The following is a 13,873-nucleotide window of genomic DNA, read 5'->3' as shown; positions in this document are numbered from 1 at the left end:
GGTGCATTGTTTGTCTGGAGTTTTAGTTTAACTTGTACTGAGGAAAATCTAATGTCCAAAATCGTTAAAATCATCGGTCGTGAAATCATCGACTCCCGTGGTAACCCGACTGTTGAAGCCGAAGTACACCTGGAAGGTGGTTTCGTTGGTATGGCAGCAGCTCCGTCAGGTGCTTCTACTGGTTCCCGCGAAGCACTGGAACTGCGCGACGGCGACAAATCCCGTTTCATGGGTAAAGGCGTACTGAAAGCTGTTGCAGCTGTTAACGGCCCAATTGCTCAGGCTCTGCTGGGTAAAGATGCTAAAGATCAGGCTGGCATCGACAAGATCATGATCGATCTGGACGGTACTGAAAACAAATCCAACTTCGGTGCAAACGCCATCCTGGCTGTGTCCCTGGCGAACGCCAAAGCAGCAGCTGCTGCTAAAGGCCTGCCGCTGTATGCACACATCGCTGAACTGAACGGTACTCCGGGCAAATACTCCATGCCGGTTCCGATGATGAACATCATCAACGGTGGTGAGCACGCTGACAACAACGTTGACATCCAGGAGTTCATGATTCAGCCGGTTGGCGCTAAAACCCTGAAAGAAGCCGTACGTATGGGTTCTGAAGTGTTCCACAACCTGGCTAAAGTTCTGAAAGCTAAAGGTATGAACACTGCAGTGGGTGACGAAGGCGGCTACGCGCCGAACCTGGGTTCCAACGCTGAAGCTCTGGCTGTAATCGCTGAAGCGGTTAAAGCAGCTGGCTACGAGCTGGGCAAAGACATCACCCTGGCGATGGACTGTGCAGCTTCTGAATTCTACAAAGACGGTAAATACGTTCTGGCTGGCGAAGGCAACAAAGCATTCACCTCCGAAGAATTCACCCACTTCCTGGAAGAACTGACCAAACAGTACCCGATTGTGTCCATCGAAGATGGTCTGGACGAGTCTGACTGGGACGGTTTCGCATACCAGACTAAAGTTCTGGGCGACAAAATCCAGCTGGTTGGTGACGATCTGTTCGTAACCAACACCAAGATCCTGAAAGAAGGCATCGAAAAAGGCATCGTTAACTCCATCCTGATCAAATTCAACCAGATCGGTTCTCTGACCGAAACTCTGGCTGCGATCAAAATGGCGAAAGACGCTGGCTACACCGCTGTCATCTCTCACCGTTCTGGCGAAACTGAAGACGCTACCATCGCTGACCTGGCTGTTGGTACCGCTGCAGGCCAGATCAAAACCGGTTCTATGAGCCGTTCTGATCGCGTTGCTAAGTACAACCAGCTGATTCGTATCGAAGAAGCTCTGGGTGAACAAGCACCGTACAACGGTCGTAAAGAGATCAAAGGTCAGGCGTAATCCTGTTCTTTAACTCTTAACGTAAAAACCCGCTGCGGCGGGTTTTTTTATGCCGCTAAAGCAGTAGCGGTAAGGTCGCACTGGCGGTTTTCTGGCTCACATCACTGTACTTTTCATCCAGCGCAATCAGTGAAGTGGTGAGCAGTTCTACCAACAGCATCACTCCCACCTTGGCGTTTAGCGCACCAGCACTCAACGGACCTTCTGGTTTGGCTGCGACCAGTTGAATATCACTCAGCGAAGCCAAAGGACTGCGCGGCGTATTACTTAACGCCAGTACGCGCGCGCCTTGCTTACGCGCCAGTTTAACGACATGCAGCAGATCGCGCGTGGAGCCTGAGCTGGAAATCGCCACCACGAGCGTGTCTTTGCTTAGCGTTGTGGCGTTCATGGCTGCGCGATGCATATCGCTGAACATTTGTGCGGGTTTGCCCAAGCGCAGGAGTTTGTAATGTAAATACTCCCCCAGAATGGCGCTGGCCGCTACGCCATAAATCTGTACCGACTGCGCCTGATGCAGCGCAAAAGCGGCTGCTTCAAGTAATGCTCTGTCGAGTAATTTTGCGGTGTCCTGCAGTGCTTGCACGGATTCATTGACCACATTGTCAATTTCATCCCCGCTGTGCTCTACCGGCTGTTCTTGCTGGAGATCGAGTGCCAGCGCCATTTTGAACTCGTTATAGCCCTTACACCCCAGCGTACGGCACAGCCGTGTGACGCTAGCTTCGCTGGTGTCGCTTTCACGCGCCAGTTCGGTAATCGTCAGGTAGACAACTTTTGCCGGATCGCTTAGCACAAACTCTCCCAGCTTCTGTTGTGTTCGGCTATATCCGTCAACGCTCTGGCGCAATCTCAGCAGCAGGTTTTCATTTTCTGACATGCAAAATCCTTAATGCGTTTCTCTGCTGATAGTGTGGCGGAAAGCAGGGGAGAGATGCCAGTCATTTTAAAAAAGTATGATCGGCTTCCTGGTTTTTGATGATAATTTTCATTTATAAAAATAATTATGGTAAAAATTTTCATCACTAGTCGGGGAGATGAAAAAATGATGCAAATGTTTAGCGGCGCCTCATCGGGTGCATGGTTTGAAAAAGCGCAGCGCTTCGGCAAATCCTTCATGCTGCCGATTGCGGTATTGCCCGCCGCGGGACTGTTGTTAGGGATTGGCGGCGCACTGTCGAATCCAAACACATTGACGGCTTATCCGTTTTTGGATGTCGACTGGTTGCAGGCAATCTTCACAATCATGACCAGCGCCGGTTCTATTGTGTTTGCCAATCTTTCGGTGTTGTTCGCAGTGGGTGTCGCTGTAGGACTGGCGAAAACGGATAAAGGTACCGCCGGGCTGGCGGCATTGCTGGCATTTTTGGTGATGAATGCCACTATCAATGCCTTATTGACCCTCAACGGGACACTGGCGCACGAGAACCCGGGTGCCGTTGGCCAGGGGATGACGCTGGGTATTCAGACGCTGGAAACGGGCGTGTTTGGTGGGGTGGTTATTGGTCTTGTCACCTGCGCGTTGCATAGCCGTTTCAATAAAGTCTCACTACCTCAGTTCCTTGGTTTCTTCAGCGGCTCGCGCTTTGTACCAATTATTAGCTCCCTTGCCGCGATTGTTGTGGGGGCTGTCATGACAGTGGTTTGGCCGCATTTCCAGAAACTCATTTTTGGGCTGGGTGGTCTGGTGGATGCGACGGGTTATCTGGGGACACTGTTGTACGGCTTCATCCTGCGTATGCTTGGCCCACTGGGTTTACACCATATCTTTTATTTGCCGTTCTGGACGACGGCGCTTGGCGGTAGCGAAATCGTCAACGGCCAGTTGGTTGAAGGTACGCAGCGGATTTTCTTTGCCCAACTTGCCGATCCGAATACGCAGCAGTTCTATGCGGGCACCTCGCGCTTTATGTCCGGGCGATTCATTACCATGATGTTTGGCCTGCTTGGCGCATGCCTGGCGATGTATCACACTGCCAAGCCGGAGAACAGAAAGCTTGTCGCCGGCCTGCTGTTGTCGGCAGCCCTGACCTCTTTCCTGACGGGGATCACTGAGCCTATCGAGTTCTCCTTCCTCTTTGTGGCTCCCGTGTTATATGTCATTCACGCCTTCTTCGATGGCCTGGCGTTTATGATGGCTCATATTTTACATATCACTATTGGGCAAACCTTTTCGGGTGGGCTTATCGATTTCCTCCTCTTCGGCGTCTTACAGGGGGAAGCCAAAACCAACTGGATGTACGTTCCCATGGTGGGGATACCGTGGTTCTTCCTTTACTACTTTACCTTCCGCTATTTGATTAACCGCTTTGGCTGGCTGACACCTGGGCGTGAAAACGTAACCCCAATTGAATCCGGTCTGCCTCAAAGTGAACGCGCAGCGGCAGTCATCTCTGGGCTGGGAGGCAAAGAGAATCTGGAAGAGGTGGACTGTTGCGCCACACGCTTACGCGTGACGGTGAAAGAGAGCAGCAAGGTAGATGAAGCGGCGCTGAAAGCGACCGGAGCACGTGGCGTTATTATTCGCGGTAACGGTGTTCAGGTGATTTATGGCCCGCATGTCACCATCATTAAAAACGAAGTCGAAGAGACCTTATCGTAATGAAAACTGTACTGGATTGCCTGAAAGGTAAATTAATCGTCTCCTGTCAGGCGCTGGAAAATGAGCCTCTGCACAGTCCATTTATTATGTCGCGTATGGCGTTGGCGGCAGCACAGGGCGGTGCGGTAGGTATCCGTGCGAACAGCGTGGTGGATATTCGCGCTATCAAAGAGATCGTCTCACTGCCGGTGATTGGGATTATCAAGCGCGATTATCCGGGTAGTGATGTGTTTATCACGGCCACCCTGCAGGAAGTGGATGAGTTGATGACCGTTGAGCCGGAAATTATTGCTCTGGACGCGACAGCGCGCCCGCGCCCTGGTGGGCAAACGCTGGAAGAACTGGTCGCACAAGTCCGCGCTCGCTACCCGTCCGTACTGCTGATGGCGGATATCGCCACTGTAGACGAGGCGGTGACCGCCGAGCGTCTGGGGTTTGACTGCGTGGGCACTACGCTCTACGGCTATACCGCTGACACTGTCGGGCATGTGCTGGCGGAAAACGACTGCGGTTTTTTACGTGAGGTGTTGGCTGCGGTCAGCATACCGGTCGTGGCGGAAGGAAACGTCGATACCCCGGAACGTGCTGCACGTTGCCTGGCATTAGGTGCCCATACCGTGGTGGTTGGAGGGGCTATCACGCGTCCGCAGCAGATTACGGCACGCTTTGCCGCGGCGATCGCCGCGTAAAGCATCGATGGGGCATGATACTTTGGCGGGGATCTGCGATAATTATCGTTTATCCCCATATTGAGAGCGCTATGCAGTACCCGATTAACGAGATGTTCCAGACCCTGCAAGGTGAGGGTTACTTTACCGGCGTCCCCGCCATTTTTATTCGTTTACAGGGATGCCCGGTTGGCTGTGCCTGGTGCGATACCAAACACACCTGGGATAAGCTTGAGGATCGGGAAGTTTCCCTGTACAGCATCCTGGCTAAGACCAAAGAGAGCGATAAATGGGGGGCGGCGAGCAGCGAGGATCTGCTGGCGGTCATTGTGCGTCAGGGCTATACCGCCCGTCACGTGGTGATAACCGGTGGCGAGCCCTGCATTCATGACCTGATGCCGCTGACAGACCTGCTGGAAAAGAACGGCTTTAGCTGCCAGATTGAAACCAGCGGTACCCACGAAGTGCGCTGTACGCCGAATACCTGGGTGACCGTATCGCCGAAGGTGAATATGCGCGGCGGTTATGATGTGCTGTCGCAGGCGCTGGAGCGTGCGAATGAAATCAAACATCCGGTTGGTCGCGTTCGCGATATTGAAGCGCTGGATGAACTGCTGGCTACGTTGAGCGACGACAAACCGCGTATCATCGCCTTACAGCCAATCAGCCAGAAAGAAGATGCCACGCGTTTGTGTATTGATACCTGTATCGCGCGGAACTGGCGTCTGTCGATGCAAACCCATAAATATCTGAATATTGCCTGATGATAATGGGTTTATCGGCCTGCATTGAGTGCTACATGCAGGCCGGACAACCTTATGCGTTCGACCAGCTCTGAATCGAATTGACGTTATTCAGGCCGCCATGCAGTACTTCATACGACTTTTTCAGGATCACATCGGTGTGCTGGGTTAAATCGCGGAAAATCCCTTTGTTCAGCGCGTCATAGCGTCTGGCGTTGCTTTCTATTGGTGTGAATACATCTTTCACCCGAACCATTTTTTCTATCGCGGTCTCATAGTTCGGATAGAGACCAAGCCCTACCGCCGTGTTAATGGCCGCGCCCAGGCTGGCGCAACCGTTAATGGCATTCCGTCTTGCTGGAAGATTGAACACGTCGGCAAAGATTTGCATGAATAGATCGCTGTTTGAACCACCGCCAGTGATGATCACCTGTTTAGCAAAGTGGTTCATTTCATTACACATATTGTCGTAATTGTTTTTCAGCGTCAGCGCAACGCTCTCCAGAATAGAGCGGTAAATCCAGGCGTAGTCCATGCTGGAGTCAAAGCCAATCATGATCCCACGTTTGAACGGTTCCCACGGGTTGGTCAGCCAGTCCAGGACGGTCATCAGGCCATTGCAACCGGGTGGTACGCTGGCCGCTTTCTTGTTCAGCAAATCTTCCGGCGACAGATCCTGCGCTTTCGCATCCTGGATCAGCGATTCCCCCAACATATCCCGCAGCCAGCTGACCGTCCACATCCCTTTGCGAATGCCATAGCCTTCGTATAGCAGGGTTTGCGGAATCGAAGACATAATTGGCCAATAAGCGACGGGATCTTTGGGCAGGGCTTTGCCGTTCATCATCAGGGCGATATAGGTGCCTAATGAGATCACCGCGGTTTCGTCGTCCAGCAATCCTGCGCCCAGGGCCTCTACCGGTTTGTCGCTGGTGGTGCAAACCACCGGTAATCCGGCGGGGAAGCTGGTCGCTTTCGCCGCTGCATCCGTCAGGTGCCCGAGCACGGTTCCCGGCATCTGCACCTCGAACAGCATCCTGCGCGGGATATTGAATTTCTTCACCACCTCCGGGTCGTCGCTCCATGTCCAGGTTTTGTAATCCACCGGCCACTGACCAAAGTAGTTGGCGATATTGTCTTTAAATTCACCGGTTAAGCGATGTGACAAATAACCTGAAAATGAGGTGACGTAAGCCACATCAGGATTGGCGTGCTCATAGGGGCGGGTGACGCGCGCGTCCTGCCAGCTGATCAATGGCGCAGCGGGCGTGCCGTCTGCTTTGAGCAATGCGCGACAGCAGCGAATGGAGCCCAGACCAATCCCGACAATGTCTTTTGGATCTCCCGCGAACTGGCTCATTAAGTCTTTGCCAGCAAAACACAATGAAGCCCATAAATCGTCGTCCGGATGCTCTGCCGTATCGGCGTCGGGAGTAAACATCGGTTGCAGGAGACCTTTTCCTTCACACACCACGTTACCTTCCAGATCGTACATCACAACCTTGGTACTTTGACTTCCGCCATCAATTCCAATGATGTATTTCTTTGACATTGTCATTCTCCTTTAATTTTCCATCTTCACTCGCCGGAGGTTTCTGCGGCCAGTGAGGTTATCTTTTCCGGTGCGGCGTTGTTGGTGCGAATTTTGCGAAACAATAAGAACGTGAAGAGGATGACCATGCACAGCGCCGCCAGTCCCATCAGCCACATATTGCGATAGGCTTGTGCCGCCGGGAGCGTATCCTGCCAGTGGCCGACAATCGGATAGACGAACACGTCGGGCAGAAAACCGATCACCGAGCAGATCCCTACGGTGGTTCCCATGATGTAAGAAGGGGTTCTGGCCTCGCCGGGACAAGCCCAGTAAAGCCCGCGCGAGGCGTAGCAGGTGAAGCCCAGCAGCAGAATCAGGCCGATCCCCATAACCACGGACTGCGGATTTGAGTTCGTCACCAGCAGGGCAATCAGCGCAGCGGCGCCGACAATTGAAAGCAGTTGTACCACGCGCGTTGGCGACTTAATTTTGCTGTAGGTGGTGATGATGCCGCCCAGCGGCCCACAGATAGCCCGGAAGATCTTGTTGATGACGATCCCCATGTAGCTCGCCGCGACCAGCGACATGCCGTACATTTCAGTCAGATAGTTGGTGGAGTAGCTGAGAATGGCGTAGATCGTAAAGACGCCAAAAATAACCATGCTGCAATACCAGGTGGTGCTGATACGCAGCACGGCGATGATATCTTTGAGCTGAAACGCCTGCTTATCCTCCTTCGCACCGTGGTTGCGGCTGTTGCCATCGTTCACGAAGAACCAGCACAAAATTCCCAACAGGATGTAAACCACGCTATAAATCAGGATCACGGCCTTCAGGCTGTTGCTGTCGTCCGGTGCGAAGCGAGAAAAGACCCACATGGTAAATACCGCCAGCGACATGACGCCGACGCCGCGCAGGCCTTCCATCCAGCCCATGATTTTCCCTTGTTCACTGTGATCCCCCAGCAGCGAGGCGGCTTTAATTGATACCGACCACAGCATCAGGATTGTCGTGATGGCAAAGGCGACCTGAATACAGAGCATGACCCACAACGGTGGATAGGTCATCATCAGCAGACCGAGCAAGCCGGTAATTATCATGGCTGAGGTAATCATTTTTCGATGGGAGAATTTATCGGCAATAACCCCGCTGGGCGCATACAGAATAATAGCGGCAACGCCAAAGGTACTCATTATTAATCCAATTTCGGTATTGCTAAATCCCATGAATTTTGCCATGGGAATTTGATAGATATAACGTAAATAGGCTAAATCAAAACTAACGCCACCACTGAAACTAATAATGGCGAGTGTTATCCAACGGCGATATGAGGATTGTTGCATATCGGGCTCTCATTTTATGCAGACAAAAAAAAGAGAAAAGTAAACCGCCCTTTCAGGTGGATTACTTTTCTCAGGTCTCTAGTAATTGCGCTTAGAAATAACATGGAAGTGTGGGTTATAGTGTGAGAATAATCACGCTTCTTGTTTTTAGTCATCAATACAGAATGAACAAAGCATCTGTGATTTTGATCACGTTAGATATTTTCTCGTTATGCTAAAAATTCATTCCAGTTACCAGAGATAATGAGAAAGGTGACTTCCCTCTAGCGGGGGAAGTTGCCTTTCTTTTTTTTTGCCTAAAGGAATTTGGAGCCAGCTATGTCAATCGAATCTCTCAATGCATTCTCAATGAATTTTTTCTCCCTGAAAGGGAAAACGGCGATCGTAACGGGCGGCAACAGCGGTCTGGGTCAGGCTTTTGCGATGGCGCTGGCGAAAGCCGGGGCGAATCTGTTTATCCCAAGTTTTGTAAAAGATAACGGTGAAACGAAGGAAATCATTGAGAAACAGGGTGTTGAAGTTGAATTCATGCAGGTGGATATCACCGAGAAAGGTGCCCCGCAGAAGATTATTGCCGCCTGCTGCGAGCGTTTTGGCACCGTTGATATTCTGGTGAACAATGCCGGAATTTGTAAGCTGAATAAGGTACTGGACTTTGGTCGTGCGGACTGGGATCCGATGATTGACGTCAACCTGACGGCGGCGTTTGAACTGAGCTACGAAGCGGCAAAAATTATGATTCCGCAAAACAGCGGTAAAATTATAAATATCTGTTCTTTGTTCTCTTATCTTGGCGGACAGTGGTCTCCGGCTTATTCAGCGACAAAACATGCGCTTGCCGGTTTTACCAAGGCGTATTGCGATGAATTGGGGCAATATAATATTCAGGTTAACGGTATCGCACCGGGATATTATGCAACGGATATTACGCTGGCTACGCGCAGCAATCCGGAAACGAATCAGCGCGTATTGGATCATATCCCGGCTAATCGTTGGGGCGATACCCAGGATTTAATGGGGGCTGCGATATTCCTTGCCAGTCAGGCTTCTAATTATGTTAACGGTCATTTACTGGTCGTCGATGGCGGTTATTTAGTTCGCTAATATCAACCTATAGTTTCTGTATTATTAATTGTTCTGCTAATTATCAGGAAGGAATAGCTATGCCTTTATCTCGCGAAGCGATTGTTGACCAGTTAAAAGAAATTGTTGGGTCCGAACGCGTAATTACCGATGAAACGGTATTAAAGAAAAACAGTATTGACCGCTTTCGTAAATATGCCGACATTCACGGCGTTTACACGCTGCCCCTTCCGGCGGCAGTGGTAAAACTCGGTTCGACAGAGCAGGTTTCCCGCGTTCTGGCGTTTATGAATCAGCATAAAATCAATGGAGTTCCGCGTACCGGCGCATCCGCGACGGAAGGGGGGCTGGAAACGGTGGTTAAAGACTCCGTGGTGCTGGACGGGGCAGGGATGAACCAGATCCTGAGTATTGATATTGAAAATATGCAGGCGACCGCTCAATGCGGCGTGCCGCTTGAGATTCTGGAAAATGCATTGCGCGAAAAAGGGTATACCACCGGGCATTCGCCGCAGTCTAAGCCGCTGGCGCAGATGGGCGGCCTGGTTGCAACCCGCAGCATCGGGCAGTTCTCCACTCTTTACGGTGCCATTGAAGATATGGTCGTGGGGCTGGAGGCGGTGCTGCCGGACGGCACGGTAACCCGCATCAAGAACGTGCCACGCCGGGCTGCCGGGCCGGACATTCGCCACATCATTATAGGGAACGAAGGCGCACTGTGCTATATCACTGAAGTAACAGTGAAAATCTTCAAGTTCACGCCGGAAAATAACCTTTTTTACGGCTACATTCTGGACGATATGAAAATCGGTTTCGATATCCTGCGTGAAGTGATGGTGGAAGGCTACCGTCCTTCGATTGCACGCCTGTATGACGCCGAGGATGGCACCCAGCACTTCACTCATTTTGCTGACGGGAAATGCGTGCTGATCTTCATGGCTGAGGGCAATCCGCGAATGGCGCAAGCCACTGGCGAGGGCATTGCGGAGATCGTCGCGCGTTATCCACAGTGTAAGCGTGTGGACAGCAAGCTGATTGAGAACTGGTTTAACCATCTGAACTGGGGCCCGGAAAAAGTGGCTGCCGAACGCGTACAGATCCTGAAAACCGGCAATATGGGCTTTACGACGGAAGTTTCCGGCAGCTGGAGCTGCATCCATCAAATTTACGAAAACGTGATCCATCGTATTCGTACTGAATTCCCACACGCGGATGACATCACCATGCTGGGCGGTCACTCTTCCCATAGTTATATCAACGGTACCAACATGTACTTTGTGTATGACTACAACGTGGTGGACTGCAAGCCGGAAGAGGAGATTGATAAGTACCACAACCCGCTTAACAAGATTATTTGCGAAGAGACGATCCGTCTTGGCGGCTCAATGGTGCATCACCACGGCATCGGCAAGCATCGTGTTCACTGGAGCAAGCTGGAACATGGCAGCGCGTGGCCGCTGCTGGAAGGTCTGAAACGTCAGTTTGATCCAAACGGCATTATGAACACGGGAACGATCTACCCGATTGAGAAATAAACATCAGCTGGCTTCCTGATCGGGAAGCCACAATTTTACCGGACAGGGGTAGAAATGAACACTTCACCGGTGCGAATGGACGATTTACCGCTTAACGGTTTTCACTGTCGTATTGCCGCCTTGACCTTTGGTGCTCACCTTACCGACGGCTATGTTCTTGGCGTTGTCGGCTATGCCATTATTCAGTTAACACCTGCCATGCAGCTCACGCCGTTTATGGCCGGGATGATTGGCGGCTCGGCGCTGCTCGGGTTGTTTCTCGGTAGTCTGGTGTTGGGCTGGATTTCAGACCACATTGGTCGACAGAAGATCTTCACTTTCAGCTTTGTGTTGATCACCATCGCCTCTTTTTTACAGCTTTTCGCCACCTCGCCGGAACAGCTTATTGGTTTACGTATTCTGATTGGGATTGGGCTGGGAGGCGATTATTCCGTAGGGCACACTCTGTTGGCCGAATTTTCTCCACGACGACATCGGGGAGTGTTGCTGGGGGCTTTTAGCGTGGTATGGACCATCGGCTATGTGCTGGCAAGCCTGGCGGGGCACTATTTTATTACCGAAAGCCCGGATGCCTGGCGCTGGCTGCTGGCGTCGGCGGCGCTGCCCGCACTATTGATTACCCTGCTTCGCTGGGGGACGCCGGAATCGCCTCGCTGGCTGCTGCGCCAGGGGCGTTTCGCGGAAGCCCACGCTATTGTTCACCGCTATCTTGGGGCGCACGTATTGCTCGGCGACGAGGTTTCTGCGGCGTCCGGGAAACATATCAAAACGCTCTTTTCCCCTCTCTACTGGCGGCGAACCGCGTTTAACAGCGTGTTTTTTGTTTGTCTGGTAATCCCGTGGTTTGTTATCTACACCTGGCTGCCTACCATTGCCGGGACCCTCGGCCTGGAGGATGCGCTCACCGCCAGCCTGCTGCTGAATGCGTTGTTAATCGTTGGCGCACTGCTGGGGCTGATATTGACACATCTGCTGGCGCACCGTCGGTTTCTGCTTGGGAGTTTTTTTCTGTTGGCTGCCACGCTGGTGGTGATGGCTTTTCTGCCGTCCGGTAGCTCGTTAACTTTGCTGCTTTTTGTCCTGTTCAGCACCACAATTTCTGCGGTCAGTAATCTGGTAGGGATCCTGCCTGCTGAAAGCTTCCCGACGGATATCCGTTCGCTGGGCGTGGGTTTTGCGACGTCGATGAGCAGATTGGGCGCAGCAATCAGCACCGGCCTGCTGCCCTGGACGCTGGCGCAATGGGGGATGCAGGTCACGCTGCTGCTGCTGGCTGGCGTGCTCCTCATTGGATTTGTGGTGACCTGGCTATGGGCACCGGAAACGAAGGCATTGCCGTTGGTGGCGGCCGGAAGCGTGGAGAAAAGACAGGGAGGAGCAAATGAACATTCTGTTCGCGTTTAAGGCCGAACCTGACTCCGGCATGTTGGCGGAAAAAGACTGGCTGGCGGCGACGGAAGATACCCGTGGCCCGGACACCGCGCTGCTGCGCTGTTCTCCTGGTGCCGATGAGCAGGCGGCTGCGGCATTACTGCTGGCGCAACGTCGTGAAGGTTGTGATATGACGTTAACCGCGCTAAGCATTAGCGATGAGCGTGCTATTCATTGGTTGCGCTATTTTGCCGCGCTGGGTTTTGATAAGCCGGTGTTGCTGGAAACGACGGCGGATCTGCGCTTTGCGCCGGAATTCATTGCCCGGCAAATAACTGACTGGCAGCGTCATCACAGTGCGGATTTGATTATCACCGGCTGTCAGAGTAGCGAAGGGCAGAACGGGCAAACGCCATTTCTGATGGCTGAAATGTTGGCCTGGCCCTGCTTTACCCAGGTGGAGCGTTTTACGCTGACGCCGCCTTTTGTTGTTGTCGAGCAACGAACGGCGACCGGGTTGCGCCGCTGCCGGGTGCGGCTTCCGGCTGTAATTGCCGTCAGGCAATGTGGTGAAGTTGCGCTTCCCGTCCCCGGAATGCGTCAGCGTCTGGCGGCGGCAAAAGCGGAGATTGTGCGCCAGCCAGCCTCTCATGATGTCCCCCCGTATGTGCAATGTCAGAAGCTGGCGCGACCGGCGCAGCGGCGCAGCGCCACGCTTATCGACGGCGCGACGGCGCAGGAAAAAGCGCGGATATTGTGGAATGATTATTTGCGCCAGAGGATGCAGCCATGAAGATCGTTGTGATTACGGAATCGGGTGAATGCGCTGCACTGGCAGGCTGGATTGCAGAAAACGCGCTTAATGCAGCAGAACTGGAACGCTGGACTCTCGACCCGATGCCGGACGTGGCGGAGCAGGTGCTGGACGCGCTGGCGGCGCAGTGGTTGCTGACGCCAGCCGACATCCTGATTTTTCCGGCGGGTGCGCTGGGGGATGAGCTTGCGACGCGGCTGGCCTGGCGTCTGCATGGCGGCAGCGTTTGCCAGGTGCAGACGCTGGATGCGCAACAGGGGCTGGTGACGAAATCCCACTGGGGGAATGCGCTGACGGCCCGGCTACAAATCACCGCGCGTCCCTTGTGCCTTTCACTGGCGCGACAACCGGAAACGGGCGCGTCGGGCAACGTGCTGCCAGCGATGGTGGAGCGCCGGATTGCCCCCACCACACCTCCGGGCTGGCTGGATAGCGTAGAAAGCATCGACCGTGTTACAGCTCATCCTTTGTTGCAGGCCGGGCGTGTGCTGGTGGTAGGGCAGGGAAGAAGTGACGCCGATGCCGAAAAAATTACTGCTCTTGGTAAGGAGTTTGGTGCCGAAGTGGGATACAGCCGTGCACGGGTGATGAATGGTGGCTTTGATGCTGAGCGCGTGATTGGGATATCGGGGCATCTGCTTGCGCCGGATGTCTGCATTGTGGCGGGAGCGTCCGGCGCGGCGGCGCTAATGGCCGGGGTTCGTCAGAGCCGGTTTGTGGTGGCGATAAACAGTGATGCCAGTGCGCCTGTCTTCTTACAGGCGGATGTCGGGATTGTGGATGACTGGCTGCCGGTGCTGGAGGCGTTGGCAGCCATCGCAGAAAATTAA

General features: G+C 53.1%; 11 protein-coding genes and 1 pseudogene. 9 read left to right on the top strand and 3 right to left on the bottom strand.

From position 1 onward, the window contains the following. Window positions 1-51: 51 nt before the first annotated feature. Complete coding sequence (gene eno / locus WC7_RS07525) at window positions 52-1,350, top strand: phosphopyruvate hydratase (protein WP_003034129.1); 1,299 nt, start codon at window positions 52-54, stop codon at window positions 1,348-1,350. A gap of 55 nt (window positions 1,351-1,405) precedes the next feature. Here the strand turns inward: eno and WC7_RS07530 are convergent, their stop codons facing one another. Further along, window positions 1,406-2,230, bottom strand: coding sequence for a MurR/RpiR family transcriptional regulator (locus tag WC7_RS07530; RefSeq protein ID WP_016154232.1), 825 nt, complete (start codon window positions 2,228-2,230; stop codon window positions 1,406-1,408). 165 nt (window positions 2,231-2,395) lie between these two features. Between WC7_RS07530 and WC7_RS07535 the strand changes: the two genes are divergently transcribed. The 3 genes from WC7_RS07535 to queE all read left to right on the top strand — a co-directional run bounded on the left by WC7_RS07535 (window position 2,396) and on the right by queE (window position 5,384). Beyond that, the gene (locus WC7_RS07535; RefSeq protein ID WP_016154231.1) at window positions 2,396-3,952 is read left to right on the top strand and encodes a maltose/glucose-specific PTS transporter subunit IIC; all 1,557 of its coding nucleotides are present in this window, start codon (window positions 2,396-2,398) and stop codon (window positions 3,950-3,952) included. Continuing rightward, window positions 3,952-4,641, top strand: a complete 690-nt coding sequence (locus WC7_RS07540; RefSeq protein ID WP_016154230.1) for an N-acetylmannosamine-6-phosphate 2-epimerase — start codon at window positions 3,952-3,954, stop codon at window positions 4,639-4,641. The genes WC7_RS07535 and WC7_RS07540 overlap by 1 nt, the downstream gene beginning before the upstream one ends. Before the next feature lie 71 nt (window positions 4,642-4,712). Beyond that, window positions 4,713-5,384 (top strand): 7-carboxy-7-deazaguanine synthase QueE, encoded by a 672-nt coding sequence (gene queE, locus WC7_RS07545; protein WP_016154229.1) that lies wholly within the window; start codon window positions 4,713-4,715, stop codon window positions 5,382-5,384. A gap of 52 nt (window positions 5,385-5,436) precedes the next feature. Here queE and WC7_RS07550 read toward each other — a convergent pair whose 3' ends face one another. Both WC7_RS07550 and WC7_RS07555 read right to left on the bottom strand, forming a co-directional pair. After that, entirely contained in the window at window positions 5,437-6,915 is a 1,479-nt protein-coding gene (locus WC7_RS07550; RefSeq protein ID WP_016154228.1) for an FGGY-family carbohydrate kinase, read from the bottom strand. A gap of 26 nt (window positions 6,916-6,941) precedes the next feature. After that, window positions 6,942-8,240, bottom strand: coding sequence for an MFS transporter (locus WC7_RS07555; protein ID WP_016154227.1), 1,299 nt, complete (start codon window positions 8,238-8,240; stop codon window positions 6,942-6,944). A 318-nt stretch (window positions 8,241-8,558) separates the two neighbouring features. Here WC7_RS07555 and WC7_RS07560 point away from each other — a divergent pair, with 318 nt between their 5' ends. The 5 genes and pseudogenes from WC7_RS07560 (at window position 8,559) to WC7_RS07580 (ending at window position 13,873) form a co-directional block, all read left to right on the top strand. Further along, a complete protein-coding gene (locus tag WC7_RS07560) occupies window positions 8,559-9,344 on the top strand; it encodes an SDR family oxidoreductase (RefSeq protein ID WP_016154226.1) in 786 nt (261 codons plus the stop codon). A gap of 59 nt (window positions 9,345-9,403) precedes the next feature. After that, window positions 9,404-10,858, top strand: a complete 1,455-nt coding sequence (locus WC7_RS07565) for an FAD-binding oxidoreductase (RefSeq protein ID WP_016154225.1) — start codon at window positions 9,404-9,406, stop codon at window positions 10,856-10,858. 45 nt (window positions 10,859-10,903) lie between these two features. Beyond that, window positions 10,904-12,262: pseudogene (locus WC7_RS07570) on the top strand (MFS transporter); the annotation flags it as partial. Beyond that, window positions 12,240-13,022, top strand: coding sequence for an adenine nucleotide alpha hydrolase family protein (locus WC7_RS07575; RefSeq protein ID WP_016154223.1), 783 nt, complete (start codon window positions 12,240-12,242; stop codon window positions 13,020-13,022). The pseudogene WC7_RS07570 and the gene WC7_RS07575, both read left to right, overlap by 23 nt. Beyond that, complete coding sequence (locus WC7_RS07580; protein ID WP_016154222.1) at window positions 13,019-13,873, top strand: FAD-binding protein; 855 nt, start codon at window positions 13,019-13,021, stop codon at window positions 13,871-13,873. Before WC7_RS07575 ends, WC7_RS07580 begins: the two co-directional genes overlap by 4 nt.

This window comes from Citrobacter sp. KTE151, assembly GCF_000398845.1.
Lineage (GTDB): Bacteria > Pseudomonadota > Gammaproteobacteria > Enterobacterales > Enterobacteriaceae > Citrobacter > Citrobacter braakii.
The sequence above is the reverse complement of the archived record's forward strand: the minus strand, read 5'-3'. Positions and strand labels throughout refer to the sequence as shown.

Excerpts from the sequence above, each read along its gene's own strand:
- queE (WP_016154229.1), top strand. The coding sequence starts at position 4,713 with ATGCAGTACCCGATTAACGAGATGTTCCAGACCCTGCAAGGTGAGGGT.
- WC7_RS07540 (WP_016154230.1), top strand. The coding sequence starts at position 3,952 with ATGAAAACTGTACTGGATTGCCTGAAAGGTAAATTAATCGTCTCCTGT.
- WC7_RS07575 (WP_016154223.1), top strand. The coding sequence starts at position 12,240 with ATGAACATTCTGTTCGCGTTTAAGGCCGAACCTGACTCCGGCATGTTG.
- WC7_RS07565 (WP_016154225.1), top strand. The coding sequence starts at position 9,404 with ATGCCTTTATCTCGCGAAGCGATTGTTGACCAGTTAAAAGAAATTGTT.
- WC7_RS07530 (WP_016154232.1), bottom strand. The coding sequence starts at position 2,230 with ATGTCAGAAAATGAAAACCTGCTGCTGAGATTGCGCCAGAGCGTTGAC.
- WC7_RS07550 (WP_016154228.1), bottom strand. The coding sequence starts at position 6,915 with ATGTCAAAGAAATACATCATTGGAATTGATGGCGGAAGTCAAAGTACC.
- WC7_RS07555 (WP_016154227.1), bottom strand. The coding sequence starts at position 8,240 with ATGCAACAATCCTCATATCGCCGTTGGATAACACTCGCCATTATTAGT.
- WC7_RS07560 (WP_016154226.1), top strand. The coding sequence starts at position 8,559 with ATGTCAATCGAATCTCTCAATGCATTCTCAATGAATTTTTTCTCCCTG.
- WC7_RS07535 (WP_016154231.1), top strand. The coding sequence starts at position 2,396 with ATGATGCAAATGTTTAGCGGCGCCTCATCGGGTGCATGGTTTGAAAAA.
- WC7_RS07580 (WP_016154222.1), top strand. The coding sequence starts at position 13,019 with ATGAAGATCGTTGTGATTACGGAATCGGGTGAATGCGCTGCACTGGCA.
- eno (WP_003034129.1), top strand. The coding sequence starts at position 52 with ATGTCCAAAATCGTTAAAATCATCGGTCGTGAAATCATCGACTCCCGT.